The organism is Kribbella lupini, from assembly GCF_039529595.1.
Taxonomy (GTDB): Bacteria; Actinomycetota; Actinomycetes; order Propionibacteriales; family Kribbellaceae; genus Kribbella; species Kribbella lupini.
The window spans coordinates 17,825-43,639 of record NZ_BAAANC010000003.1 but is presented as its reverse complement, the minus strand read 5'-3'; the positions used below and the strand labels follow the sequence as shown (position 1 = coordinate 43,639).

Below are 25,815 nucleotides of genomic sequence, written 5' to 3'. Positions count from 1 at the left end.
TTCCCGCATCCCGTACCCGTCCGTCGTGGACGTACACAAGAACTGGTCACCGCTGCAGCGTGTAGTCGCGCACCGCGCCGGGCACCCGGAAGCGCCGGCCGTCGAGATCCTCGACCAGGAGCAGGTTGCGGTCCGCCAGCTCGGTCAGCGCCGGAGCGACGTCCCGCGGGTCGGCGGCGATGCGCTCGGCGTCCTCCAGGGTGAACCCGTCGGCGAAGACGGCCACCTCGTGCAGGACCACGCGCTCCTGCTCGCCGAGCAGTCGATACGTCCACTTCAGTACGGCGGACAGGCCGCTGCCCAGCTCTTCGGCCACCCGCTCGACCGGCAGCGTGCGGGTGAGACCCGCGGCCAGTTCGATGCCGAGCGGCAGCCCTTCGGTCGCGGCGTAGATCGCCGCGACCTCCGAGGCGACGGCGGCCTGCGCGTCCGCGGCGCAGCGTTCGGTGAACAGCTGGGCGGCGGAGCGCTCGTCGAGCGCTTCCAGCACGCGCACCTCTTCGTCAGGTAGCTGAAGGGGCTCGCGAGAGGTGACCAGCACAGTCAGGTTGGTCCGTTCGAGCAGGTGGGCCACCGTCTTGGCGACCGGCTCCAGCTGGTGCTCCGCGTCGTCGAGCACGAGGAGCCCGTTCTCCCGGCGCTGCGCGGAATCCAACTCGGTCGCGTCGATCGCGCGGAGCGGGACCAACTGCGCCGGGTGGCCTGCCGCGGCCATCGCCCGGGTGGCTTCGAAGGCCAGCCGGGACTTCCCGCTCCCGGGTGCACCGGTGAGCGTGATCAGCCCAGGGGTGCGCAACCGCTGGAGCAGGTCGGACAACTCGGCCTGCCGCCCCACGAAAGTTGTCATGGGCAACGGAAGGTTCAGCGGCTCGGGGGTGGTGGCCCGGAGCTGAAGGCTCGGATCCTGCCGCAGCAGGCGGAGTTCCATCTCTGCCGTGTCAGGCGCGGGGTCCACGCCCAGCTCGTCCGACAGCCGCGAACGCAGCTGGGCCAGCCGGTTGAGCGCATCGGCCTGCCGGCCGGTGCGGTAGAGCGCCAGCGCGAGCAAGCACCACAGGCGTTCGTGCAGCGGATGCTCTGCGGCCAGCGCTTCCAGCTCCCGCCCGGCCTCGGTCGCGGCGCCGAGTGCGAGCTCGGCATCCAGTCGCTCCAGCTGCAGGTCCAGCCGCCACGTGTCGAGTTGCTCGGCCTCGGTGGCGGCGTACGGAACGGCCCGCAGATCGGCCAGCGACGCACCGCGCCACAGCGCCAGCGCCTCGCGGCCGAGTGCGCTCACCGTCGCGTGTTCGCCGGCTCGCGCCGCGGCGTACAAGCCCTTGGCCAGTGATCGCGCCGCCGCGAGATCCGTCATCCGCGCGGACAGGGCGTAGCCGTTGGAGGCTCGCGTCAGTACGTCGGGAGTGCCCAACGCTGTGCGCAGCCGGGAGGCCAGTACGCGTAACCGCTCGGTCGGACGGGCCAGATCGACGTCGCCCCAGAGATCGACAGCGAGCCGCTGATCCGGGACCGGCAGGCCGTTGGCGAGCGCGAGCCGAACCAGCAACGCGCGCTCCAGGGGCCGGTCGACCGCGATGGCCGCGCCGTTGAGCCGCACGGCGAGAGGTCCCAGAACCAGGACCTCCAGCTGCGGCTCGGACGGCATAGGCAGCAGTATGTCAGCGCGACAGCTCCCCAGGCCCGGTCAATCGTCGCTGGTGGACACTCTCGCGATCGCGACCTACCGCAACCGGTCAGCTGTCGTCGTCGTGCGACTCCGTCGTGCTCAGCTGAGCGGCCGCGGCCAGCGGGATCGGCAGCCAGCTCGGCCGGTTGCGGGCCTCGTACATCGTCTCGTAGATCACCTTGTCGGCCAGGAACGCGCTGAGCAGCACGCCCTGGTCGCGCGGGTCGGTGCCCGCGACCTCGGCGTACCCGTCGCAGAAGGCGCGACGGTTCCGGTTGGCCCACTCGGCCGCGCGGTAGGCGATCTGCTGGTCGCCCTGGTGGTCGGCCAGCAGCGACCGGGCCGCGTAGTCGAACGAGCGCAGCATCCCGGCGATGTCCTTGATCGGGGTGTCCAGCGCCCGCCGCTCGATCAGCGACTTGGCCGGCTCGCCCTCGAAGTCGATCAGCTTCCAGCCGTCGATCGTGCGCAGTACCTGACCCAGGTGGAAGTCACCGTGGATCCGCTGCACCGGCACCGCTTCGCCGTACTCCGCGAGCGCGGTGAAGGCCCGGCTCAGGCCTTCGGCGTACGGCTGCAGCTCCGGGATCGCCGCGGCGGCCTTGTCCAGCCGGCGCTGCATCGCCGCCGCGTGCTCGACCATCTGCTCCGGCGCCCAGACGTCGGACCCGAGCGCCTTGGCCAGCTCGGAGTGCACCTCGGCGGTGGCCGCACCGAGCCGGTGCGACTCCCCGGCGAAGTCGCCGCCGACCTCTTCGGCGTGCAGGTCGGCCTCGGCGTACAGGTCCCGGACCGACGTCGTCGCGTACGACCAGCCGTCGGTCGAGTTCTTCTCGAACGCCGTCATCATCGCCAGATCGCCGGAATCCGTGCCGCCGCCGGCGCGCGGCCAGGAGCCTCGCGCCGATCCGAGCACCTCGGGCACCAGCTCGGAGCCCGCCTCGGTGAGCGCCGACTCGATCTCGACCCCGGGATTGCTCCCGGGCTCGAGCCGGCGGAACACCTTCAGCAACGCGGTGTCGCCGAACACCAGCGACGTGTTGCTCTGCTCGACCGTCAGCACCAGCGACTGGGCGTCGTCCGGTACGACGAGCGTGCGGTCCGGTGCGTGCACCGGGTGGAACTCCAGACCGGTCAGCTGCCGCCCGTGGGTGAGGGCGTCCAGCCAGTACGGCGTGGCTTCCTTGTCGTGCAGGGCGTCGTACACCCAGACCCGGGTGTCACCCAGGTCTGGCTCGGACCAGTCGCCGATCAACGCGTGGCCGAGGTTGTCGACCGGCGCGGTGTGGTAGCTGAGCGGCAACTGGTACACCCGGATGGCGTTCTCCGCCCCGGGCGGGCCCGAGCAGTAGACGAACCCGATCCGGACCGCGGGCCAGACGCCCTCGTCCGACAGCCACGCTGAGGTGGCCATCGCTTCGACGTCGACGTCATGTCCTTTCTCACCGAACCATCGCTGGTGGGTGCAGAAGGACTGGACCTGGTCCAGATGGGAAGTCACGAAGAGCTCTCCTCACGATCGGCCGACTTGTTCACCGGCAGCCGGAACCAGTAGAACCCGTGCGCACCCAGGGTGAGCAGGTACGGCAGCTCACCGATGGTCGGGAAGTGCACGCCGCCGAGCAGCTCCACCGGCTCGACGCCTTGGTACTGCCGCAGGTCCAGCTCGATCGGCTGGGGGAACCGCGACAGGTTGTTCACGCACAGCACCACGTCGTCGCCGAACTCCCGGATGTACGAGAGCACGCTCGGGTTGGACCCGCCCAGATCAGTGAAGGTACCCATGCCGAAACACGGGTGCTGCTTACGGGTCTGGATCATCCGCCGCGTCCAGTGCAGCAGCGACGACGCGTTCTCCATCTCGGCCTCGACGTTGACCGCCTGGTACCCGTAGACCGGGTCCATGATCACCGGCAGGCTCAGCTTGCCCGGGGTCGCGGTGGAGAACGACGCGTTGCGGTCCGGGGACCACTGCATCGGGGTCCGGACCCCGTCGCGGTCACCGAGCCAGATGTTGTCGCCCATGCCGATCTCGTCGCCGTAGTACAGGATCGGCGAGCCGGGCAGCGACAGCAGCATCGCGGTGAACAGCTCCATCCGGTTCACGTCGTTGTCGAGCAACGGCGCGAGCCGGCGGCGGATGCCGATGTTGGCCTTCATCCGCGGGTCCTGGGCGTACTCGCCCCACATGTAGTCGCGCTCCTCGTCGCTGACCATCTCGAGCGTGAGCTCGTCGTGGTTGCGCAGGAAGATGCCCCACTGACAGGTGTCGGGGATCTGCGGGGTCTGGGCCAGGATCTCCGAGATCGGGAAGCGCGACTCGCGCCGTACCCCCATGAAGATCCGCGGCATCACCGGGAAGTGGAAGGCCATCTGGCACTCGTCGCCGCCGGACTCGCGGTCGCCGAAGTACTCGACCACGTCGGCCGGCCACTGGTTGGCCTCGCAGAGCAGGACGCGGTCGGTGTAGTTCGCGTCCACCTCCTTGCGGACCCGCTGCAGGAACTCGTGCGTCCTGGGCAGGTTCTCGCAGTTGGTGCCCTCTTCCTCGAACAGGTACGGCACCGCGTCCAGCCGGAAGCCGTCCACACCGAGGTCGAGCCAGAACTTCAGCGCCTCGATCATCGCGTCCCCGACGGCCGGGTTCTCGAAGTTGAGGTCGGGCTGGTTGGAGTAGAACCGGTGCCAGAAGTACTGCTGGCGGACCGGGTCCCAGGTCCAGTTCGAGGTCTCCGAATCGACGAAGATGATCCGCGCGTCCGAGTAGGCCTCGTCGTTGTCGGACCAGACGTAGAAGTCGCCGTACGGGCCGTCGGGATCCGTGCGCGACGCCTGGAACCAGGGGTGCTGGTCCGAGGTGTGGTTCATCACGAAGTCGACGATGACGCGCATGCCACGGGCGTGGCAGGCGTCCATGAACGCGGCGAAGTCGGCGATCGTGCCGACCTCGGGCATCACGTTGGTGTAGTCGGAGATGTCGTAGCCGCCGTCACGCAGAGGTGAGGGGTAGAACGGCGGTAACCACAGACAGTCCACGCCGAGCCACTCGAGATAGTCGAGTTTCTCGGTCAGGCCTTGCAGGTCGCCGATTCCGTCGGCGTTCGAGTCCTTGAATGACCGCACGAGGACTTCGTAGAAGACGGCCCGCTTGAACCACAGCGGGTCACTCTTCGTCAGTCCGTGGTGCTGCTCCGGCAGCATGTCGGTCACGCTCACCTCCATCGGGTGTATCCCCTCGGTCCAAACCTAGCGGTACTTGCGGCTGCCACCACCGGACGATTACGGCGACGCGCGGGTGGACACCGGGGGCGGGCTCCGGTTCCCGTACCCGGACTGCGGGCATCTCAAAAGGAACCGGGGTCCGGTGGCGTCCGGGGGTGGTGTGGATTGACGCCGTGGGACTCGGTCCGGACCGGCGTTGAAGTCAGTGTGACGCCGCTTTGCCAGTACAAGCAAATAGGGGCCGGATCCCCCTATTTCACGGCCGATTCGTTACCTCGACCGCGTTGCTTCCGGTCTGCTCGCGCGTTAGTTCTGGTCGTCGCGCGGCGAGCGTCGCGGTTTGCGGACGTACTTGGTGAAGCCGGCCCGTTCGGCGTCCTGCTCGGTGCGGAACCAGACCTGGGGTTTGGTCCGCCCGTAGTACGGCGAGTCCGGAGTGTGGAACAGCATCGACTGGGCGTTGCCCTTGATCGTGAAGCCGTCCGGTGGGCCCTGGTGCTCGACGGCGTCGGCCGATCCCGGCCCGTAGCTGCCCGGTACGGCGGACTGCCCGGCCCCGTCGAACAGCGTCGGCTGTGGCGAGTCCACCATCTCCATGCGCTGGGAGAAAGTCTGTTGTCGTTCGGCCGGTTCTTCCTTGACCGGGGCGCCGGCCGTGACCAGAACCTTCTCTTCCTCTTCTGCTGCTTCTTCTTCAGGTACTTCTTCGGCGGCTGCCGGTTCGCGACGGCTCAGGAGCAGCCAGGTGATGACGGCTCCCAGCAGGAACGCCAGCAGTTCCCACGGCCAGTTGGTGCGGGCGAGCGTGCTCATCGGTGGGTGCTCCGGTGGATGAGGTAGGCGGCGGCGCTGCCCACGACGAAGGCGGCCAGCAGGAGCACCCACAGCTGCACGTACAGCGAACTCATCGAAGACCCCTACAGGACTCGGATCTCCACCCGGCGGTTCGCGATCCGCCCGGCGGAGGTGTGGTTGGACGCGACCGGCTCGGACTCGCCGTACCCGCGGCTGATGATCCGCTCGGCCGGCACCCCGCGCCGGACCAGGTCGGCCTTCACCGCGTCGGCGCGCTGCTGCGACAGCGGCAGGCTCGTCGACGGATCGCCGAGGTTGTCGGTGTGACCGCCGACCTCGACCCGGGCGGTGGCACAGCTCTTCAGCAGCGCGGCGACCCGGGCGACCGATCCGCGCGAGCGCTCGTTGACGATCGCCGTACCGGACAGGAACACGATCTTGTGCTGACCGGTCACCTGCGCCAGCCGGCTCTCGAACGTCTGGCAGGCCTCGCTCACCGGCGGCTTCGCCGCGGTCGGCACGCGCAGCTCGTTCGCGACGACGGCACCCGGTACGGCCTTCGCCGCCGCTCGCGCCGCCGTCGCCTTGGTCGCCTGATCGGCGACGTCGCCGCTCAAGGTGATCGTCGCGCCGTCGTACTTGACGGCGACATCGCCGGGCGCCGACCGCAAGGCCTGCAGTACGCCGACCAGGGCGCTCGGGTTCGCCAGTCCGCTCGCCGCGTCGACGGTCAGCTTGTCGCCGAAGGTCTCGCCCTCGTCGAGCAGCCCCTGGATCTCGCCGACGACCTTCTCCTTCGCGGCGTCGTCCCGCAGGACCGCGGCGACCTGCAGGCCGTCCTTCTCGGTCCACGCGACGGAGAACGGCGCGGCCTCGGGCTCTGCGGGGACGACGCTCGCCGGGGTGCTCGGCGTCGGGGGAGTGGTGGTCGCGGGCGCTTCCGCCGTACCGGTTTCGTCGGCGGTCGCGTTGCTCAGACCGTCGCCCTTGAAGGCGATCAGGAGGGCGGTGAGAACCAGCGGCACGACCAGGAGGGCAAGCAGCCAGATCCGAGCGGGTCGCCGCGGTGATCCAGGCACGTGTTCCTCCGTCGATACGGTCTTTGACCGTGCGCGAGGAGATTACTCCGTGAAGCGGTTCTGATGCACGTGGGACCAGGGTCTGATCACGCCTGTTTCCGGCGGTGGTCCGCCGGGTCCGGGATGGTGGTTACCGAGCGGTTCCGTGATCGCGTGGACATTTTTATTTCGGTTTCTTCTTTTCTTAACCCGCTGTGCTGAGTAGGGTGCGGACAGTGCCTCTCCCGCCCCCCTGGAGGAACACCATGAAGATCCGAACCCTGCCCACCGTGGTCGCCGCGCTCGCACTGCTCGGCACCGGAGTGGTCCCCGCCGCGGTCGCGGCCACCCCGTCCGACGACGGCGCCCAGGCGCTGCCGACCCAGGTGGTCGAGCAGCAGGACCACGCGGTTGCGGCCGGCAAGCGCGTCGTCGGCTACTTCACCGAGTGGGGTGTCTACGACCGCAACTACCACGTCAAGAACATCAAGACGAGCGGGTCGGCGGCGAAGCTGACCAACATCGTCTACGCCTTCGGCAACACCACCGGCGGCCGGTGCACGATGGGCGACTCGTACGCGGCGTACGACAAGGCGTACGACGCGGCCGGCTCGGTCGACGGCGTCGCGGACACCTGGGACACCGGCGCGCTCCGCGGCAACTTCAACCAGCTGCGCAAGCTGAAGAAGGAGTTCCCGAACATCAAGGTGGTCTGGTCGTTCGGCGGCTGGACCTGGTCCGGCGGCTTCACCGAGGCGGCCAAGAACCCGGCCGCGTTCGCCGACTCCTGCTACAAGCTGGTCGAGGACCCGCGCTGGGCCGACGTGTTCGACGGCATCGACATCGACTGGGAGTACCCGAACGCCTGCGGCCTGAGCTGCGACACCTCCGGCCCGAACGCGTTCAACAACGTGATCAGCGCGCTGCGCACCCGGTTCGGCTCGTCGGCGCTGGTGACGGCCGCGATCACCGCCGACGGCACCAACGGCGGCAAGATCGACGCCACCAACTACGCGGCCGCCGCGGGCAAGCTCGACTGGATCATGCCGATGACCTACGACTACTTCGGCGCGTTCAACGCCCAGGGCCCGACGGCGCCGCACTCGCCGCTCACGTCGTACAGCGGCATCCCGACCGCCGGCTTCCACAGCGACGCGGCGATCCAGAAGCTCAAGTCGAAGGGCATCCCGGCGTCCAAGCTGCTGCTCGGCATCGGGTTCTACGGTCGCGGCTGGACCGGCGTCACCCAGGCCGCGCCGGGCGGTACGGCGACCGGCGCTGCGCCGGGGAAGTACGAGGCCGGTATCGAGGACTACAAGCTGATCTCGACCCGCTGCCCGTCGACCGGGACCGTCGGCGGTACGGCGTACGCGTTCTGCAACGGCCAGTGGTGGGGCTACGACACCCCGGCGACGATCCGCAGCAAGATGTCGTACGCGAACCAGCAGGGCCTCGGCGGCGCGTTCTTCTGGGAGCTGTCCGGCGACACCAGCACCGGTGCCCTGATCACGGCCGTGAAGACCATCGGCTGATCCGGCAGCCCTTCCCCGCGTCCGGTCCTTCTGCCCCGTCCGGCAGAGGGTCCGGACGCCTCTGCGTCCCTTGTCTCCCGGCTCCGCGTCTGGCGGCGCGGCCGGGCGTACGCCGTACTGCGGGCGTTCGCAGTACGGCGTACCGGCGTGTCCGGAGGCCACTACTACGGGGAGCGGGGGAGGAGCCGTCGCGACGGCGCGGCGCGGTGTCCAGGCTGGCCGGTCTCGGCCAGGTCGCATATGTGCCACGCGCTCGCGCAGGGTTTCCCTTGACTTGTCCTTCGCGGTTGAGCGTACTGGTCCCTGCGCCTGTCCCGGCAAACGTTTGAGGAGGGGGCTTCATGGAGACCGTGCCGGACTCGTCGTTGATCATCGGCGTCGCCGCCACCAGTGCCGAACGCGTCCAACTGGCACGCCTGCTGAGCGGTGCCGAGGCCGTGCTGCTGGTCTCCAGCGCCGACCAGGCCAGAGCGTTCCTGGACCTGACCACAGGCGCCGGCTCCCAGCCCGTCGTCCTGGCTCCCGGGGTCCTTCCACCCGAACCCCAGGTTGAGACTCCTGCCCAGATCGAGGCAGCCCTGCCCAGAACCGACAATGTCGTCGCCCTCCCCGCCGCCCTACGCCTCGACGAGGACCGCCGGGTCGTCCGCTGGAAGGACCGCGAGGTACCGCTGACCCGCCTGGAACACGACTTCCTCCACTGCCTCGTCCAGAAACCAGGCCAGGTCTGGACCTACCAACACCTCCACCACGCCGTCTGGGGCAACGAACACCTCGGCCACGGCTCCCACATCCACTCAGTCGTCAAACGCCTCCGCCAGAAGCTCGCCCACCTGGGCGCGACGGTCACCATCAGCGCGGTCCGAGGCGTGGGCTTCCATCTGCTGCCCGCCGCTTGAGTTCGGCAGCAGACAAGAGCAGACCCATGTCCTCAGCCACAGTCGAACCGAAGTGTGGGCACCTGCGATGAACCTACGGCCCAACTAAATTCTTCTATCTCTTGTATTTCTCTTTTCTTGGGTTTTGTTCCTAGGTCAGGCGACGTGGGCGGCTGATGGTTCGGCGAGGGTGAAGAGGCGGTCGAAGACTTGGGCTCGGTCGAACTGGAGGGCGTGGGCGCGGGCTCTTAGTTCGGCTGCGGTGCGTTGGTCGGGGGTCCAGTCGCAGACGACCTCGTCGAGGACGGTTCGGAGGGTGGCTGGGTCGTGCTGGGGGACCAGCAGGGCGGTGTCGCCTACTGCCTCGGGGACGCCGCCCGTGGCGCAGGTGATGATGGGGCCGCCGCCGGCGAGGGCCTTCTCTACGAGGGCGATTCCGAAGGTTTCGACGAACTCCGGCTGTTCGCGGGTCGGGAGGACGAACGCCGCGCTTCCGGCCATCAGGGCCGGCTTTTCCGCGTCGTCGACGTCGGTGAGCACCTGGACCCGATCGCCCAGGCCCGCTGCAGCGACGCGCGCCAGGACCTCGTTCTCCTGCGGGCCGCGGCCGGCCAGGACCAGTTGGACCCGTTCGGCCGAGCGCGATCCGGCGTACGCGTCGATCAAATCGTCGACGCCCTTGGCCGACGCGATCCGGGACAGGAACAGCACGTACCCGTCCCGTGAAAGCCCACGTCGGGCAAGCGTTTCGGCGATCCGGTCGTCGGTGAGCGACAGGTACGACCAGGAGTCGACCGCCGGGTAGGAGATCGCGATCCGCTCCCGGCACCGTTGGGCGAACGTCGTACCGTGCATGCTGTCGAGGCTCGCCGCCGAGGCCACGATCAGATCCCTCGTGTACTCCGACACCGCGACGCAGTGGTCGGCCGCCAGGTACACCGACAGGATGTGCGCCGCCGCGCCGAACCGCCCGGTCGCCACGCAATCCCGCACCACATTGGTGATGTCGGACCCCACCGCCTCAGCCACCGTGACTACCCGAGCCGGCCCGATCTGGCGCGCCACCTGGACGGCCTCCTGGACGGCGATCGCGTGCGGGCTCAGGTACAGCGACATCGCCACCGTCGGTACGCCGTCGCTGAACAGTTCGACCAACCGCCCAATGAGCCCGGACAGGTAGCGCCCGTCCGGAACCCGGTAGTCGCCGACAGGGTCGGGCCGCTCCACCGTGATGCCAGGGCTGTACGGCAGTACGCCGTCTAGCGGCTTCATCGGGAGCCCGGCCGCCTCCAGCGCGTCCAGCGGCCAGGTGACGATCCGTACGTCGTCGTACCCGCGGGTGAGCGCGACCTCCGCGAGGCACCGTGCCTCACCGGAGTGCCCGCAGATCACCGGGTCGGCGCGGACGACGATGACCAGGCGGCGGTTGGGTGTGGACGGAACGAGTGTGTTGTCAGCGAGGTTCATGCCCACCTCCAGTGGCGTGCAGCGGGTCGGATGTGGATGGTGGCCTGACGCGGGTGCCCCAGCCGGAAGGCCGAGGGCCGAGCTCGACGTGCAGGTTGCGGACGTGCCGCAGTTCCCGGCCGGAGATCCAGGGCCGTTCGAGGGTCTTGCCGTTCACCGCGAGGGACTGGACGTAGGAGACCGGTCCGCCGGCCTCGACCGGCTCGAAGCCGGTGGTAGTGATCGACAGGTCGCCCTCGGGCAGCTGGATCGTGGACTCCGCCACGGCCGGCGCGCTGACCAGGAACAGGTTCTGCCCAGCGACCGGGAACAGCCCGAGCGTCGCCCAGACGTACCAGGCGGACAGCCCGCCGGAGTCGTCGTTGCCCGGCAGCCCGCCGCGGCCGGTGCCGAACTGGTTCGCGACGGCGGCATGCACCACCTCGGCGGTCCGGTCCGGGCGTCCGGCGTAGTGGTAGGACCATGGCGCGTCGTAGTCCGGTTCGTTGTTCAGTCCCTCGAAGCGGCCCAGCCCGTACCCGGCGTTCATCTCGGCCAGGCCCGGCGCGACCCCCGGCTGAGCGACCGGTTCAGCGTCGTACCCGAAGAAGCGGTCGAGCAGCCCGACGAACGCCTTGTCGCCGCCGGCGAGCGCGATGCGGGCGCGCATGTCGTGCAGCAGCCGGAACGAGTAGTTCCACCGGCCGCCTTCGTAGAACGTCGAGTCACGCAGGAGGCCGGTGTTCGGGTCGTACGCCGCCCGCCAGCCTTCGGCGTGGTCGCGCATCTGCTGGGCCAGTGGACGGTCGCGCACCTTGTGGGCGATCGCCGCGGTGCAGTGGTAGGCGTAGGCCAGGTCGAGGGTGTGGCTGATCGGGTGCGCGACACCGTGCACCAGGTAGTCCTCGCCGTACGTTCGGCGCAGGTCCATCTCGAGGTGCACCATGGCCCAGTCCCAGTCGATGCCCGGCAGGTCCAGCTGGCACAGGTCGGCCAGGAACGTGTGCGCCAGCGCGCTGCCCTGCCGGGAGAACCGGTCCGCGCCCTTGGCCATCCGGTAGCCGATCGGGAGGTTGCCCTCCTGCTCGGCGATCGACAGCATCGCGCCGGCCAGCGCGACCGAACGCTCCGGGAACAACGTGGTCATCAGCGGCAGCTGCGTGCGGTAGATGTCCCACATCGTGCAGATGTCGAACGCGTACGGGCCCGCGGTCGTCCACGACGGACTCTCGTCCGGGGCGAAGCAGGGCTTGACCATCGAGTGGTAGAGCGCGGTGCCGAACACCGTTGCCTGGTCGTCGGACGCGGGCTCGATCGCGACCTTCCCGAGGTGGTCCCGCCAGGTGGCCGCCGTGTCGTCGCGCCGGCCGGCGAAGGTGACCTGGGAGCGGCCGACGTCGGCGTACAGGTTGTCGCGGGCCTTCTCGCAGCCGCGCAGGGAGAACCCGAGCCGCACCTCGACGGTCTGCTCGGCCCGCGAGGGGCCCATGAACATCAATCCGAACGGCCGCAGTGTGGTTGGCCGGATGTAGTCGAAGTCGAGGCGGGTGCCGCCGGGCATCAGGCGGCGGTCGTACCAGAGCAGCTGGCGCCAGCCCGGGGCGTCGACCTCCAGGTGCACGGCCAGCGGCACTCCCTCGACGTGGATCTCGCCTTGGGCCACCCCGGGCTCGAGCATCGCCAGGTGCGCCTTCAGCGGCACGGTCCGGCTGTGCGGAATGGCCAGGCCGCCGGTCGAGGCGTCGATGACGATCCGGGCCGCGTCGTGCGCCGGGAAGGTGTACCGGTGAACGGCCGACTTGGGACCGACCGTCACCTCGCAGCGCACCCCTGAGCTCAGCGTCGCCGCGTAGTACCCCGGCTCGGCCACCTCGTCCAGCAGGTCCCAGTTGGTCCCCAGGTCGTCGAGTGGACCGAGCATCGGCGTGACCCGGAAGTAGTTGTAGTACTTGCGGATCGCGCCGGTCCCGGACTGCTGGAAGTGCGTGAACCCCGAGGCGACCGGCCGGTCGTACAAAAGACCCGGCACGCCCTCGGTGTTGAAGTCGTACAGCCCGTACCCCGTCGGATAGGCCCCGGAGTACGGGCACGCCGACACCATCCCGAACGGGTGCATCGCCCCCGGATGCGTGTTCCCCACCTGCGGCTTGGGCCACCACCAAGTTGCCGCCAGCCCCTTGGGCACCGGCAGCTCCGTGGCGCCGGTCCCGATGAACGGGTCAACGTACTCGTACATGAGACCTCACCGCCTCACGCGGCCGACGTGGACTCACAAGGTAAGAAGCCCATGTTTCCGCCACGTAGACCGAAGGCGACGCCCAGATTACGTTCGCGCCGACCGTCGAGGAGGAAGCAGGCGGACCGTGCGGCAAGCTGTCGTCAGGACGGTGTTCGCCAGCGCACGACGACTTGCCCGTTGCACTGGCCGTCGGCGTTTCCCGTGGACCAACTGGCGTAGGCGCCGGCGAGAACGACCTCGCTGCAGCCACGCGCTGACCCAACCCGCCAGACCTTGCTGGTCGCCAGGTCCATGACGTATTCCCCCGTGTCGCCGGACGAACTTGAACCGCCCCAACCGAGCAAGGTGGGTGTGAGTACCGGGACCGCTGTGTAGGTGTGCAGTTTGATGCGCAGCGCCTGGTTGCTGCCGTGCTTCATCAGGTAGAGGGAGCAGCCGTGGTCCTTGGTGTCACGGCAGCCTTCTTCGAGGTCGTCGCCGGGCGGTGCTTGGCGGTCGGTGTCGCTGATCACCCACGCCAGGTGCGTGGAGGTCGCAGCGAGTTGCAGGATCTGCTGATCCTTGATCAGCGGCGCTTCGACCACCACGCGATCCGTGCCGTCGGGAGTGCGCGCGTGGATCTCGAGCTTCTTCTGCGGGGTTTCCGGCGACACGTCGTCCAGGTGGCTGTAGTACAGGGTGTTCCCGACGACCGCCGGTGTACTCGCCTTCCGAACGACCGTCCGCACCGGTCCCTTCGCTCGGGAGTCACGGGCCATGATGACGCCGGTGTATCCCAAGTGGGCTTCGGCGTCCGGTACGGCGGCCTCCCAGTAGATGGTGCCGTCAGCGGCCATGATGGGCGTGGTGTCGCCCGGTGGAGGCCGCAGGTTCTTCACCCCGGGAAACAGAACGGCCGAGTCGGCGATGAGGCGGGTGGTCCGGGCTGCCGCGTCGAAGTACCGAATTTGCCAGTCCTGCTTGAACAAGTCGACGCTGGTGGTGTCGACCCAGGTCGCGTTCGGACCGTGCGCCCGCCCGTTGATCGGCTGGCGAACCGGCTTGGCCCGGCCGGCGGCGTCGTCGAGGAGCCGCTGCCGACCGTCGGCCGACCACAGACTCGTCTTGGCCGGCTGCAGGATCGGCTCGCCGTCCTTGATGACCTGCTCCGACTGGGAGATCAGCAGCCCGCCGCTGTCGGTGAGATCGTGAACGACAGCCTCCTTGGGCAGCTTGCTGTTCCGGGTCGTGTCCAGCACCAGGTCGCGGTTCCACGTCTTCGGATCGACTGCGGCTGCGATCGCCCGGGCATCCAAGTCGCGGGTCACCACGAAGCTGTGTCCCGGCAAGGGCTGCGTGGCGACCGGCGGCGGTGCACTGGTTGTCACCGACGGACCAGGCCCCTGACCGGTCGTCGACTGCGAGCAGCTGGTCAGCGCGACGACAGCGGCCATGGCGGTCAGGGCGGCGCCGAGCAGCTTCCGCATGATCAGGACACGACTCCGTTCCGGGGGCTTTCGGCATTCTCCGGTGGTTTGATCCTTGTCGCCTTCGTTTTGTTCGGCCCCGCTGCCGAAAGCACCCGGCCCCCGCCCAGAGGTTCCTGGGCGGGGGCCGGGGTTGTTGCTAGGTGACTACTTGATGGCCTTGAGGGCGAAGTCCTCGATGACCGGGGTGCCTGCTACCAGGCGGGTGGTGCGGGTCTGGGGCTTGTAGCCGTCCTTGGCGGCGATCAGGGTGAGGGGGTTGTTGCGGCGGTCCAGCCAGTAGGCGTAGCCGCCGGTGGTGGTGGTCGTGAAGGTGTACGACGACGCCCACGAGTCGACCTGGACGATGGCGCCGGCCAGGGGAGCGGTGCTGCCGTTGGTGGCGACGCCGGTGACGGTGCCGGACAGCTTGCTCCAGGTGGTCGGCGGGGTGACGTTCATCGTCACGGCCACGTTGTCCACGCTGTACGGCGTGTTCTCGGCGATGGTGACCGAGCCGGTGTACTTACCGGGCTGGTCGACGCTCGCGGTGAGCGTGACCTTGACCGTCGTGCTGGCGCCCGGGGCCAGGGTGGCCTCGGTCTTGTCGATGCTCAGCCAGCTGACGTCGGCCGACGACTCGGCGCAGTCCTCGAGACCCGGCAGGGCCTCGCTGTCGACGGTCGCGGTGAAGCCGCCGGACGAGCCGCCGACCTTGTAGAAGCCGCACGCCGCGCCACCGCGGTACCGCGCCTGGTTGGCGTTCGGCAGCGCGGACCAGGTGCCGGCCGCGGCGTCGAACGCGAAGCCCGCGTTGGTCACCGCACCGGTCTGGACACCGCCGACGACCAGCAGCTTGCCACCGGCGACGGAGAACGACGCCGCCCAGTGGTCGGCCGGGGAGTCGGCGATCGGCGACCACGCGTCGGTGGCCGGGTCGTAGACGTAGCCGCTCTTCTGCGCCGCGACGCCGTCGTTACCGCCGGAGCAGTAGACCTTGCCGTCGATCGCGCCGCAGGCGGCGAACGCCACCGACTTCGGGTAGTTCGCGATCGGCGCCCAGGTGTTGGCGGCCGCGTCGTAGGTGACCGCGGTGTTCGACATCGGGGTGCAGGAGGCCGTGGTGCAGCCACCGATCGCGTACAGCTTGCCGTCCAGGACGGCCTGGCCGGCGGCCGCACGCGGCGCCGGGTTGTTGGCGACGGCGGACCAGGCGTTCGCGGCCGGGTCGTAGGACCAGGTCGCGGCGTCCGGGCCGGCGGTGCCCCAGCCGGAGCTGGCGATGATCTTGCCGCCGACGGCGCCGACGGTGATCGCGTTGCGGGCGCCCGGGAGCGGGGCGATCGCGGTCCAGGCCAGCGAGGCCGGGTCGTACACGTAGCTGTTCGCGCTGGACGCGGAGCCGTTGCCGCCGGCGATCGAGTAGATCTTGCCGTCGAGGTTGACCACGCGGTTGTCCATCACGACCGCCGGGTAGTCGGCGATGTCGGCCCACGGAGCCGCGAGCGGCGCCGGTACGGCGGGAGCAACCGGCATCTTGCCGGACATCTTGCTGCCGAACGAGGTCGGTACCGACAGCCGCTGCAGCGGAGCACCCGTGCCGGTCAGCACCTGGCTCTTGGTGGTCGTCGAACCGTTGGCGTTGGCGATCTCGAAGCCGCCGTCGCGCTCACCGAACTTCACGTCGACCGGCGCTCCACCGGTGTTCTTGACCGTGAAGGACTTGGTGACCTTGCCGGTGGGCAGCTTGAGGTTGCCCTCGATCGCACCCGGCGTCACGGTGAGCTTGCCCGCGGCCAGCGTGAAGTCGGCCGGGGTGACCCAGTCGGCTTCCACGTCGACGCTCTGGGCGGAGCTGACGTAGCCCCCGGCCTTGGCGGTGAAGCCGTGCGCGCCGGAGTCGGCGGTGTACATCCAGTAGAAGCCGTCGTTGAGGCCGGTGTCCTCCGGCGTGGCGACGGTGGTCGCGGTCTCGCTGGGCTTGTCGTCACGGGTGACGACGGCGCCGTTCACGAAGCCGCCGGTGTTGGCGTCCTTGACGTTGCCGACGACGATGCCGCCGCCGGTGGGCTCACAGGTGATCTGGCTGCCGATCAGCACGCTGTCGACCTCCCACCACCACTCGTACGAGGCGTCGTAGTAGTGGAAGCGAACCTGTACGGCGGACTGTCCGGCCGCCTGCGGGATCGCGATCTCCTTGACACCGCGAGCGTCCGCGGTGGCCTGGTTGAGCACGTTCGTCCAGGTGGTGCCACCGTCGATCGACAGGTCGACGTCGGCCTTCTCGCCGCCCAGCCAGTTCAGGTCCTGGTTGAAGCGGATCACCGGCGCGGCCACGTCGGTCAGGTTGACCGTCGGGCTGACCAGCGAGGTGTCCTGAGTCTGGCCGGAGCCGTACTTGTCGGAGTCGATGACGGCGAAGCCGCCGCCGGCGCCGGTCAGGTTGCCCCGGTTGCCCGGGTCGTCGAACTTCCAGACCTGGCCGTTGCCCTTGTTGTCCACGACGGTCCAGCCGCTCGGAGCGGCGGTGGCGTCGAAGGTCTCGTACAGGCCGTCCGAGCCGTTGCGGTAGCCGGGCGCGGTGGCGCAGGCGTCCGAACGAACCGGTACGGCGATGTTCTTGGTGACGCTGCTCGCGCCGACCGTGACCGGCTGGCTGACGGTCTGGTAGCCCGGGTACTGCGACTCGACCTTCAGCGTGTAGGCGTTGCCGGACGGCACCTTGAAGCTGTAGCGGCCGTTGGTCGGGGTGGTGTAGTCGAACACGCCACCCGGTCCCTCGACGCTGACCTTCGCGTACAGCGGCCAGCCGTGGCCGGAGCCGTCGCTGACCGTACCGCCGATGTTGACCGCCGGCGCGGACTCCAGCGCGAAGTCCTTGGTGGTGGTCGCGTTGGTGGTCACCGTGGCGGTCGCCGTCTGGCTCTTGTAGCCGAACGACGCGACGGTCAGCGAGTAGTCGCCGGCCGGCAGCACGGAGGAGTAGCGGCCGTCGGCGCCGGTGGTCAGCAGGCGGTCGGCCTGACCCGTGGCCTTCACCGTCACCGAGGCGCCGGCGAGCGCGGCACCGGCGGCGGTGACCTTGCCGGTCAGCGTGCCGGTGTCACCGATCGGGGCGGCGTTGAGCAGCGCGAGCGCGTCCAGCCGGCCCTCGCCGTACACGTTGTTGTCGTCGGTCGTGCCGCCGCACTGGGCGTCGGCCTTGTCGACGGCGGTGTTGTCCAGCAGTGCGCGCGTCGCGTTGACGTCACCCTTGAGGGAGGGAGCCGCCGACCACAGCAGCGCGATGACGCCCGCGAGGTGCGGGGTGGCCATCGAGGTGCCGTTGAAGCTCGCGTACGCCGAACCCGGAACGCTGGAGCGCACGTTCACGCCCGGCGCCGAGATGTTCGGCTTGATCACGCCGTTCTGACCGACACCACGGCCGGAGAACGAGGCGACGTTGTTGTTGATGTCGTAGGCGCCGGCGGAGTAGTTGCTCTCCAGGCTGCCCGGGGAGCCGCTGCTCTGGCAGGCCGACCCGCTGTTGCCGTTGGCGAAGGCACCGAAGATGCCGGACGCCGTCCAGGCCAGCGTGATGTCCTCCATGAACGGGTCGTTGGAGGGCAGGGTCGAGCCCCACGAGTTGTTGATGATGTTCGGCCGCTTGCTCGCGTCCGGGTTCTGCCCGGCGAGGTTGGTCGGCTCCAGCATCCACTCACCGGAGCTGATCAGGGCCGCGTCGGACGGGCAGCACCCGTTCGCCGCGATCCACTTGACCGCCGGGGCGACGCCGATCTGGTTGCCCGCACCGTCGTCACCGACCATCGTGCCCATCGTGTGGGTGCCGTGGCCGTTGCCGTCGGACGGCGCCGCCGGCGAGGAGCCGGCCGCGTCGAACCAGTTGTAGTTGTGGTCGAACTGGCCGCCGCCCAGGTTGCCCCGGTAGGAGTTCACCAGCGCCGGGTGGTCGTACTGGACGCCGGTGTCGATGTTGGCGATGACGATGCCCTGGCCCTTGTCGCCGTACTGCGACCAGACGTCGTCGGCGTTGATGTTGGCCAGACCCCACTCCAGGGAGTTGATCTGCCGCTCGTTCTTGCCCTCGGTGACCTTCGGCACCTCGATCGCGGTCGGGTTGTACAGTCCCTCGACCTCGGCGTGCTGGGCCAGGGTCTGCGCCAGGGCCAGCGAACCGCCGTTGATCCGGATCGCGTTGGTGCCCCAGAACGTCTGGTACTTGACGTGCTGCGCGTCCAGCTCGGCCTTGACGCTCGCCTGGCTCTCGGCCGCGGTCTTGCGCAGCGCGGCGGCGACCGCCGTACCGCGGGCGTTCCAGTCCGCGATCGCGCTGGCCTTGGTCAGGTCGGCCTTCGCGGCGAACCGGACCCAGTAGTCGGTGGCTTCCTTGGCGTCCTTGCCCTGGAGCTTGCTGAGCAGCTCCGGCTTGATCTTGGACGCCGGGTCGGCGTTGGGTTTGGTCGGTGCGGCCTGGGCGGCGCCGGTGGCCGCCAGCCCGGTCGCGACGACGGCTACCGCCGCCAGGGCACTCACCAGTGATCTGGCCAGGCCCCTTCGTCTCACGTGTGACATTCTCTGCAGCCCCTCACTTGAACGACCCCGAGTCGACTCCCCCGAGTCATTGGTGCAGAGGTGCCGGTGGCCGCTGCGGTCGTGGTGAACCGGTTCTGCGACGCCCCGTGCCCCCCAGGTCGCAAGCTGTGACGCTGCGAGCCTGACGTGGACCTTATGTGTCAGATGTCAGCGTGAACAAGCACACTTCGTGAGCAAGATGTCACCAGCGGTAGAACCGTTCTGGGCAAGTTCCGCCAGATTTTGTCAGTCCGTTGACGATAAGAGGCACAGGTTGACATCGTGACCGGATGGTCACCGCCCGTGTCCCCGCCCCTGGCGACGACGGAACCATCGATCACCAGGACTTTCCGCTGCTGATCGCCGTCGCCGCATCCGTCGAAGAGCGCGTCCGGCTCGCCGAGCTGGTTGACGATGTCGCTCCGTTGCTGCTCGTCTCCAGCCTGGACGAGCTGCGCAAACTGCTCACCCCCGCCCAGGACCCGCCACCGGCTCCGGCCGAGCCGGCCGAACCACCCCGTACGCCGGACGCCCGCCGTACCGGCGACTCGCTGACGATCGACTCCCGCCGGTCGGTCGCGCAGTGGCGGGGGAGGGAAGCGCCGCTGACCGACCTCGAGCACGACCTGCTCACCAAGCTGATGACCGTCCCGGTCAAGGTGTGGACCTACGAGGAGCTGCACCAGGCGGTGTGGCGGAACCGCCACCTGCGCGGTACGGCGGACGTGCACTCGCTGGTCAAGCGGCTGCGGCGCAAGCTCGACGAGCTCGGGACGACGGTCACCATCGACGCGGTCCGCGGGACGGGCTTCCGGCTGGCCGACCACCAGCGCCCGGCGATCACCGGGTTGCGTGCCGGCTGAGCAGTCCGGACTGTAGACGGTGTACGGCGGCCAATAGCCGGCGGAGTAGCGTCCATGCCGTGCGCTTCTCCGCTTTGACCCAGCTGGAATGTCCCAAGTGCGGCCTTCGCCACGACCCGGACCAGGTGATCGGGCTGTGCTCGTGCGGTTCGCCGTTGCTGGTTCGCTACGACCTGGACGAGGTCCGGGCCGGGCTGACCAAGGACGACGTCGCGGCCCGGCCGCCCGACCTGTGGCGGTACCACGAGCTGCTGCCGGTCCGCGACCCGGCGAACATCGTGACGCTCGGGGAGGGGATGACGCCGCTGCTCCGGCTGCCGGCGTACGGCGCTGAGCTCGGCGTCGAGAACCTGCTGATGAAGGACGAGGGCCTGATCCCGACCGGCACGTTCAAGGCGCGCGGTGCGGCCGTCGGGGTCTCGCGCGCGAAGGAGGTCGGGGTCCGCAAGATCGCGATGCCGACGAACGGGAACGCCGGGTCCGCGTGGGCGGCGTACGGCGTGCGGGCCGGGATGGAGGCACTGATCGCGATGCCGGAGGCCGCGCCGGAGATCTGCCGGCGCGAGGTGAGCGTCGTGGGCGCGGAGCTGCAGCTGATCGACGGGCTGATCAGCGACGCGGGCGTGTGGATCCGCGAGCAGCTGGCGATCCGCGAGGGCTACCAGGACGTGTCGACGTTGAAGGAGCCCTACCGGATCGAGGGCAAGAAGACGATGGGTCTGGAGATCGCCGAGCAGCTCGGGTGGAAGCTGCCGGACGTGATCCTGTACCCGACCGGTGGGGGCGTCGGGCTGATCGGGATCTGGAAAGCGCTGAACGAACTGCTCGAGCTCGGCTGGGTCGAGGGCCCGCTGCCGCGGCTGGTCGCCGTACAGGCCACGGGGTGTGCGCCGATCGTGCAGGCGTGGGAGCAGGGCAAGCCCGAGAGCGAGCCGTGGCCCGACGCCAAGACCGTTGCCTTCGGCATCACCGTCCCGAAGGCGCTCGGCGATTTCCTCGTCCTGCAAGCGATCCGGGAGACGGGCGGCTGCGCCGTCGCCGTGGACGACGAGGAGATCCTCGCCGCCCTCCGCCGCTGCGCCGAGCTGGAAGGCTCCTTCGTCTGCCCCGAAGGAGCCGCCAACTTCGCCGCCGTCGCCCGGCTACGCGCCCAAGGCTGGATCAAGCCCGGTGAGACGGTCGTCGCGCTCAACACCGGCACGGGGTTGAAGTACCCGGAGACGGTCGAGCTCTAGGCCTGCCCGCGCCTGACGGCGAGGATGTGGGCCGGGTCGCCGTTGGGGTCGAGTTTGACGTAGTTGCTCTGGCCCCAGCGCCAGGTGGCGCCGGTGATCTCGTCGTAGACGGTGAAGGTGTCGTCGGCGCGCATGCCGAGGGCGGCCATGTCGAGGTGGACCATCGTCTCGCGGACCGAGTGCGGGTCGGTGTTGACCACGACGATGACCGTGTCGGTGTGCCCGTCGGGGCCGGTCGTGCGCTTGGAGAAGCACATGATCGCGTCGTCCTCGACGTTGTGCAGGCTCAGGTTGCGCAGTTGCTGCAGCGCCGGGTGCCGGCGGCGGATGGCGTTCAGCAGCGTCAGGTACGGCGCGAGCGTGCGGCCCTCGGCCTCCGCGGCCGCCCAGTCGCGCGGGCGGAGCTGGAACTTCTCGGTGTCCAGGTACTCCTCCGAGCCCGGCCGCAGCGCGACGTGCTCGAACAGCTCGAACCCGGCGTACACACCCCAGGCCGGTGAGGAGGTTGCGGCGATCGCGGCCCGGATCTTGAACGCGCCCGGTCCGCCGTACTGCAGGTAGGCGGTCAGGATGTCGGGCGTGTTGACGAAGAAGTTCGGCCGCAGGAAGTGACCGGTCTCCGACGTCAGCTCGGTCAGGTACTCCTCCAGCTCCCACTTCTCGTTGCGCCAGGTGAAGTAGGTGTAGGACTGGTGGAAGCCGACCTTGGCCAGCTCCCGCATCATCGGCCGGCGGGTGAACGCCTCGGACAGGAACACCACGTCCGGGTCGGTCTGCCGGACCTCGCCGAGCAGCCACTGCCAGAAGTTGACCGGCTTGGTGTGCGGGTTGTCGACCCGGAACACCGTGACGCCGTGGTCGATCCACAGCTTCACGATCCGCAGCACCTCGGCGTAGATGCCTTCGGGGTCGTTGTCGAAGTTGATCGGGTAGATGTCCTGGTACTTCTTCGGCGGGTTCTCCGCGTAGGCGATCGAGCCGTCGGCGCGGACCGAGAACCACTTCGGGTGCTCCTTGACCCACGGGTGGTCCGGCGATGCCTGCAGCGCGAGGTCGATCGCGACCTCGAGGCCGAGCTCACGGGCCCGGCCGACGAAGAAGTCGAAGTCCTCGAAGGTGCCGAGCTCGGGGTGGATCGCGTCGTGGCCGCCGTCCTCGGACCCGATCGCCCACGGCGAGCCGGGGTCGCCCGGCTTCGGGTCGAGCGTGTTGTTCGGGCCCTTGCGGTACGACGTACCGATCGGGTGGATCGGCGGGACGTACAGCACGTCGAAGCCCATTGCGGCGACCGCGTCGAGGCGCTCGGCGGCCGTCCGGAAGGTACCGGACTTCCACTGGCCGGTCTCCTCGTCGTACACGGCGCCTTCGGAGCGCGGGAAGAACTCGTACCAGCTGCCGTACAGCGCGAGCTGGCGGTCGACCCAGACCGGGTAGGTCTCCGACGAGGTGATCAGCTCGCGGACCGGGTACCGGCCGAGCGCGGAGCGGACCTGCGGGGAGATGCCGGCGGCGAGCCGGGCCTCGGGCGGCAGCGCGCCGTTGGCCAGCGCCTGCGCGGCGTCGCTGAGCGTGTTGCGGTCCAGCCGGACCGCGGGCGGTACGCCGGCGGCCGCGCGGTCGAAGAACGCGGCGCCCTCGGCGAACATCAGGTCGACGTCGATCCCGGCCGGCACCTTGATCTCGGCGTTGTGCCGCCAGGTCCCGTACGGGTCGCTCCAGCCCTCGACGGCGAACGTCCACGCGCCCTGCTCCTGCAGCGTGACGTCGACGGTCCACCGGTCCGACCCCTGGCCGACCGGGGTCATCAGCATCCGTCTGGTCTGGCCCGACGGAGACGTCAGGACGACGTTCGCGTTCACCGCGTCGTGGCCCTCACGGAACACGGTGGCCGCGATGGTGAACGTCTCGCCCACCGACGACTTGGCCGGATACGCTCCGGCGTCGACGGTCGGGGTGACGTCGGTGATCGGGATGCGCCCAGTCATGGTGGCTGATGAACCTTCGCTTTCGGCGTCGCTGGAACCGGCATGAAGAGTTGTAGGTCTGACGGTATCGGTTCCCGAAGTCCTCGCAGGACATGCGGGCGGCGTGGTTCGTCCACACTGCGGACTGTTCTGCACGAATTCCGTGCGGGCCTCCGCCTGAAGTCCCTGCAAGATCTTGCTCGCGTTGCAAAATCGATGCATACCGAAGATGCCCCGGCCCGGCCTGGGCGCTACGGTGTCCCGGTGCGAGCGATACGACGATTCTCCGTCCGCCCTGTCCTGCCCGAGCCGCTGACCGGCCTCGGCACCCTGGTGAACAACCTGCGCTGGGCCTGGCACCCCGAGACGCAGGACGTGTTCGAGGCTGTCGACCCGCAGCTGTGGCGCAGCACCGGCGGTGACCCGGTCCGGCTGCTCGGCGAGGTCCCGGCGGCCCGCCTCGAAGAGCTGGCGGGGGACCACTCCTTCCTGCGCCGGCTCGAACTGGCCGTGACCGACCTGAACGGTTACGTGACCGACGACCGCTGGTTCCAGGCCGACGCCGGTTCGCCGGTCAGCTCGGTGGCCTACTTCTCCCCGGAGTTCGGCATCACCCACGTGCTGCCGCAGTACTCCGGCGGTCTCGGCATCCTGGCCGGCGACCACCTGAAGGCCGCCAGCGACCTGGGCGTCCCGCTGATCGGGGTCGGGCTGCTCTACCGCCACGGCTACTTCGGCCAGTCGCTGAACCGCGAAGGCTGGCAGCAGGAGCGCTACCCGCTGGTCGACCCGGACGGGCTGCCGATCAGCCTGCTCCGCGACGGCGACGCGCCCGCGACCGTCACCGTGAACCTGCCCGGTGGCCGCGAGCTGCACGCCCAGATCTGGGTCGCCCAGGTCGGCCGCGTGCCGCTGCTGATGCTCGACTCCGACATGGAGGAGAACGAGCCGGCCGAGCGCGAGGTGACCGACCGCCTGTACGGCGGGTCGACCGAGCACCGCCTGCTCCAGGAGCTGCTGCTCGGCGTCGGAGGTGTCCGCGCGGTCCGCGCCTTCTGCCGGATCACCGGTCACGCGGCGCCCGAGGCGTTCCACACCAACGAGGGCCACGCCGGTTTCCTCGGCGTCGAGCGGATCCGCGAGCTGGCCACCGACCAGGGCCTCGACTTCGACACCGCGCTCGAGGTCGCCCGCGGCGGCACCGTGTTCACCACCCACACCCCGGTCCCGGCCGGCATCGACCGGTTCCCGGTCGAGCTGATCCAGCAGCACTTCTCGCCGGACGTGTTCGGCGACGGCGTCCCGATCGACCGGATCCTGGCGCTCGGCGCCGAGGACTTCGAGAACGGCGACCCGTCGGTCTTCAACATGGCCATCATGGGCCTTCGCCTCGCTCAGCGGGCGAATGGCGTCTCCAAGCTGCACGGCGTGGTCAGCCGCGGGATGTTCGCCGGCCTGTGGCCGAGCTTCGACCCGTCCGACGTCCCGATCACCTCGATCACCAACGGCGTGCACGCGCCGACCTGGGTGGCCCGCGAGATCTCGGCGCTCAGCTACGCCAACGCCGACCAGGGTGACTCCGAGGGCATGTTCGAGGGTCTGGACAAGACCACCGACGCGCAGCTGTGGGAAACCAAGCGGATGCTGCGCCAGCGCTTCATCGACGACACCCGGTCCCGCGTCCGCGCGTCCTGGGTGAACCGGGGCGCCAGCGAGGCCGAGCTCGGCTGGGTCGACTCGATCCTCGACCCGGACGTGCTGACGATGGGCTTCGCCCGCCGCGTTCCGTCGTACAAGCGGCTGACGCTGATGCTGCGCGACCCCGAGCGGCTGAAGGCGCTGCTGCTGCACCCGACCCGGCCGATCCAGATCGTGATCGCCGGCAAGGCGCACCCGGCCGACGAGGGCGGCAAGAAGCTGATCCAGGAGATGGTCCGGTTCGCCGACGACCCCGAGGTCCGGCACCGCATCGTCTTCGTGCCCGACTACGACATCGCGCTCGCGCAGCCGATGTACCCGGGCTGCGACGTCTGGCTGAACAACCCGCTGCGCCCGTACGAGGCCTGCGGCACGTCCGGCATGAAGGCGGCGCTGAACGGCGCGCTCAACCTGTCCATCCGCGACGGCTGGTGGGACGAGTGGTACGACGACGAGTTCGGCTGGGCGATCCCGTCGGCCGAGGGCATCGAGGACACCGACCGGCGTGACGACCTCGAGGCGCACGCGCTGTACGACCTGATCGAGAAGCAGGTCGCGCCGCGGTTCTACGACGGTGAGGTCCCGGGCCGCTGGATCGAGATGCTGCGGCACACGATCAAGGAGCTCGGCCCGAAGGTGCTGGCCACCCGGATGGTCCGCGACTACGTCGAGCGGCTCTACGTGCCGGCGGCGCACTCGTCGCGGCAGCTCAACTCGACGTACGACGGCGCCCGGCAGCTGGCCGCGTGGAAGAAGCAGGTCCGGGCGGCCTGGCCGCAGATCCGCGTCGACCACGTCGAGCTGCAGGGCCTGGGCGACGTGCCGCAGCTCGGTACGACGGTCGGGATCCGCGCGTTCGTCACGCTCGGCGAGCTGACCCCGGACGACATCGACGTCGAGGCGCTGCACGGCCGGGTGGACTCGGCCGACGAGATCACCGACGCCGTCCGGGTCTCGCTGTCGCTGGCCGAGACCTACGAGGGCAACCGGCACCGCTTCGAGGGGGAGCTGAAGCTCGACCGCACCGGCCCGTTCGGCTACACCGTGCGCGTCCTGCCCAAGCACCCGATGCTCGCCAGCCCGGCCGAGCTCGGCCTGGCCGCGGGCCCGTCCGACCCGGAGGACCCGGACACTCCGGACCTCCCCGCGGGCTCGGAGTTCTGAGCCACTGAGCAAAGCGTGGGGGACCCCGCGGGGGGGGCGGG

15 protein-coding genes are annotated in these 25,815 nt (G+C 69.4%); 5 read left to right on the top strand and 10 right to left on the bottom strand.

Annotated elements, in window-relative coordinates; translation table 11 throughout:
- Positions 1-46: 46 nt before the first annotated feature.
- From ABD235_RS26355 to arfA, 5 genes are all read right to left on the bottom strand, one after another.
- Positions 47-1,642 carry an AfsR/SARP family transcriptional regulator gene (locus ABD235_RS26355; RefSeq protein WP_344178848.1) on the bottom strand — a complete coding sequence of 532 codons (1,596 nt, stop codon included), beginning with the start codon at positions 1,640-1,642 and terminating at the stop codon, positions 47-49.
- A gap of 88 nt (positions 1,643-1,730) precedes the next feature.
- Positions 1,731-3,164, bottom strand: a complete 1,434-nt coding sequence (locus tag ABD235_RS26350) for a maltokinase N-terminal cap-like domain-containing protein (protein ID WP_344178845.1) — start codon at positions 3,162-3,164, stop codon at positions 1,731-1,733.
- Positions 3,161-4,885 carry a maltose alpha-D-glucosyltransferase gene (gene treS / locus ABD235_RS26345; RefSeq protein WP_425553183.1) on the bottom strand — a complete coding sequence of 575 codons (1,725 nt, stop codon included), beginning with the start codon at positions 4,883-4,885 and terminating at the stop codon, positions 3,161-3,163. The genes ABD235_RS26350 and treS overlap by 4 nt, the downstream gene beginning before the upstream one ends.
- A 306-nt stretch (positions 4,886-5,191) precedes the next feature.
- Complete coding sequence (locus ABD235_RS39935) at positions 5,192-5,698, bottom strand: sunset domain-containing protein (RefSeq protein WP_425553182.1); 507 nt, start codon at positions 5,696-5,698, stop codon at positions 5,192-5,194.
- A 104-nt stretch (positions 5,699-5,802) separates the two neighbouring features.
- Positions 5,803-6,759 carry a channel-forming protein ArfA/OmpATb gene (gene arfA / locus ABD235_RS26335; protein ID WP_344178843.1) on the bottom strand — a complete coding sequence of 319 codons (957 nt, stop codon included), beginning with the start codon at positions 6,757-6,759 and terminating at the stop codon, positions 5,803-5,805.
- Positions 6,760-7,004: 245 nt separating this feature from the next.
- On the opposite strand from arfA, the gene ABD235_RS26330 reads away from it, so the two are divergent.
- Positions 7,005-8,270 carry a glycoside hydrolase family 18 protein gene (locus tag ABD235_RS26330; protein ID WP_344178841.1) on the top strand — a complete coding sequence of 422 codons (1,266 nt, stop codon included), beginning with the start codon at positions 7,005-7,007 and terminating at the stop codon, positions 8,268-8,270.
- A 341-nt stretch (positions 8,271-8,611) separates the two neighbouring features.
- On the top strand, positions 8,612-9,169 hold the full coding sequence (locus tag ABD235_RS26325) for a winged helix-turn-helix domain-containing protein (RefSeq protein ID WP_344178839.1): 558 nt from the start codon (positions 8,612-8,614) through the stop codon (positions 9,167-9,169).
- A gap of 135 nt (positions 9,170-9,304) precedes the next feature.
- Here ABD235_RS26325 and ABD235_RS26320 read toward each other — a convergent pair whose 3' ends face one another.
- The 4 genes from ABD235_RS26320 to ABD235_RS26305 form a co-directional block, all read right to left on the bottom strand.
- Positions 9,305-10,615, bottom strand: coding sequence for a glycosyltransferase (locus tag ABD235_RS26320; RefSeq protein WP_344178836.1), 1,311 nt, complete (start codon positions 10,613-10,615; stop codon positions 9,305-9,307).
- Positions 10,602-12,830: a glycoside hydrolase domain-containing protein gene (locus tag ABD235_RS26315; protein ID WP_344178834.1), complete on the bottom strand. Its 2,229-nt coding sequence runs from the start codon at positions 12,828-12,830 to the stop codon at positions 10,602-10,604. Before ABD235_RS26315 ends, ABD235_RS26320 begins: the two co-directional genes overlap by 14 nt.
- 143 nt (positions 12,831-12,973) lie before the next feature.
- Positions 12,974-14,299 (bottom strand): hypothetical protein, encoded by a 1,326-nt coding sequence (locus tag ABD235_RS26310; RefSeq protein ID WP_344178832.1) that lies wholly within the window; start codon positions 14,297-14,299, stop codon positions 12,974-12,976.
- A gap of 147 nt (positions 14,300-14,446) precedes the next feature.
- A complete protein-coding gene (locus tag ABD235_RS26305) occupies positions 14,447-18,850 on the bottom strand; it encodes a S8 family serine peptidase (RefSeq protein ID WP_344178830.1) in 4,404 nt (1,467 codons plus the stop codon).
- Positions 18,851-19,140: 290 nt separating this feature from the next.
- On the opposite strand from ABD235_RS26305, the gene ABD235_RS26300 reads away from it, so the two are divergent.
- Both ABD235_RS26300 and ABD235_RS26295 read left to right on the top strand, forming a co-directional pair.
- Positions 19,141-19,713 (top strand): winged helix-turn-helix domain-containing protein, encoded by a 573-nt coding sequence (locus ABD235_RS26300; RefSeq protein WP_344178827.1) that lies wholly within the window; start codon positions 19,141-19,143, stop codon positions 19,711-19,713.
- A gap of 59 nt (positions 19,714-19,772) precedes the next feature.
- Positions 19,773-20,948, top strand: a complete 1,176-nt coding sequence (locus tag ABD235_RS26295) for a threonine synthase (protein WP_344178825.1) — start codon at positions 19,773-19,775, stop codon at positions 20,946-20,948.
- Here the strand turns inward: ABD235_RS26295 and ABD235_RS26290 are convergent.
- Entirely contained in the window at positions 20,945-22,933 is a 1,989-nt protein-coding gene (locus ABD235_RS26290) for an alpha-1,4-glucan--maltose-1-phosphate maltosyltransferase (RefSeq protein ID WP_344178822.1), read from the bottom strand. The genes ABD235_RS26295 and ABD235_RS26290 overlap by 4 nt on opposite strands.
- A 243-nt stretch (positions 22,934-23,176) precedes the next feature.
- On the opposite strand from ABD235_RS26290, the gene glgP reads away from it, so the two are divergent.
- Positions 23,177-25,774 (top strand): alpha-glucan family phosphorylase, encoded by a 2,598-nt coding sequence (gene glgP, locus ABD235_RS26285; protein WP_344178820.1) that lies wholly within the window; start codon positions 23,177-23,179, stop codon positions 25,772-25,774.
- Positions 25,775-25,815: the final 41 nt, after the last annotated feature.

Excerpts from the sequence above, each read along its gene's own strand:
- ABD235_RS26355 (WP_344178848.1), bottom strand. The coding sequence starts at position 1,642 with ATGCCGTCCGAGCCGCAGCTGGAGGTCCTGGTTCTGGGACCTCTCGCC.
- treS (WP_425553183.1), bottom strand. The coding sequence starts at position 4,885 with ATGGAGGTGAGCGTGACCGACATGCTGCCGGAGCAGCACCACGGACTG.
- ABD235_RS39935 (WP_425553182.1), bottom strand. The coding sequence starts at position 5,698 with ATGAGCACGCTCGCCCGCACCAACTGGCCGTGGGAACTGCTGGCGTTC.
- ABD235_RS26330 (WP_344178841.1), top strand. The coding sequence starts at position 7,005 with ATGAAGATCCGAACCCTGCCCACCGTGGTCGCCGCGCTCGCACTGCTC.
- ABD235_RS26325 (WP_344178839.1), top strand. The coding sequence starts at position 8,612 with ATGGAGACCGTGCCGGACTCGTCGTTGATCATCGGCGTCGCCGCCACC.
- ABD235_RS26320 (WP_344178836.1), bottom strand. The coding sequence starts at position 10,615 with ATGAACCTCGCTGACAACACACTCGTTCCGTCCACACCCAACCGCCGC.
- ABD235_RS26315 (WP_344178834.1), bottom strand. The coding sequence starts at position 12,830 with ATGTACGAGTACGTTGACCCGTTCATCGGGACCGGCGCCACGGAGCTG.
- ABD235_RS26310 (WP_344178832.1), bottom strand. The coding sequence starts at position 14,299 with ATGCGGAAGCTGCTCGGCGCCGCCCTGACCGCCATGGCCGCTGTCGTC.
- ABD235_RS26305 (WP_344178830.1), bottom strand. The coding sequence starts at position 18,850 with ATGTCACACGTGAGACGAAGGGGCCTGGCCAGATCACTGGTGAGTGCC.
- ABD235_RS26300 (WP_344178827.1), top strand. The coding sequence starts at position 19,141 with ATGGTCACCGCCCGTGTCCCCGCCCCTGGCGACGACGGAACCATCGAT.
- ABD235_RS26290 (WP_344178822.1), bottom strand. The coding sequence starts at position 22,933 with ATGACTGGGCGCATCCCGATCACCGACGTCACCCCGACCGTCGACGCC.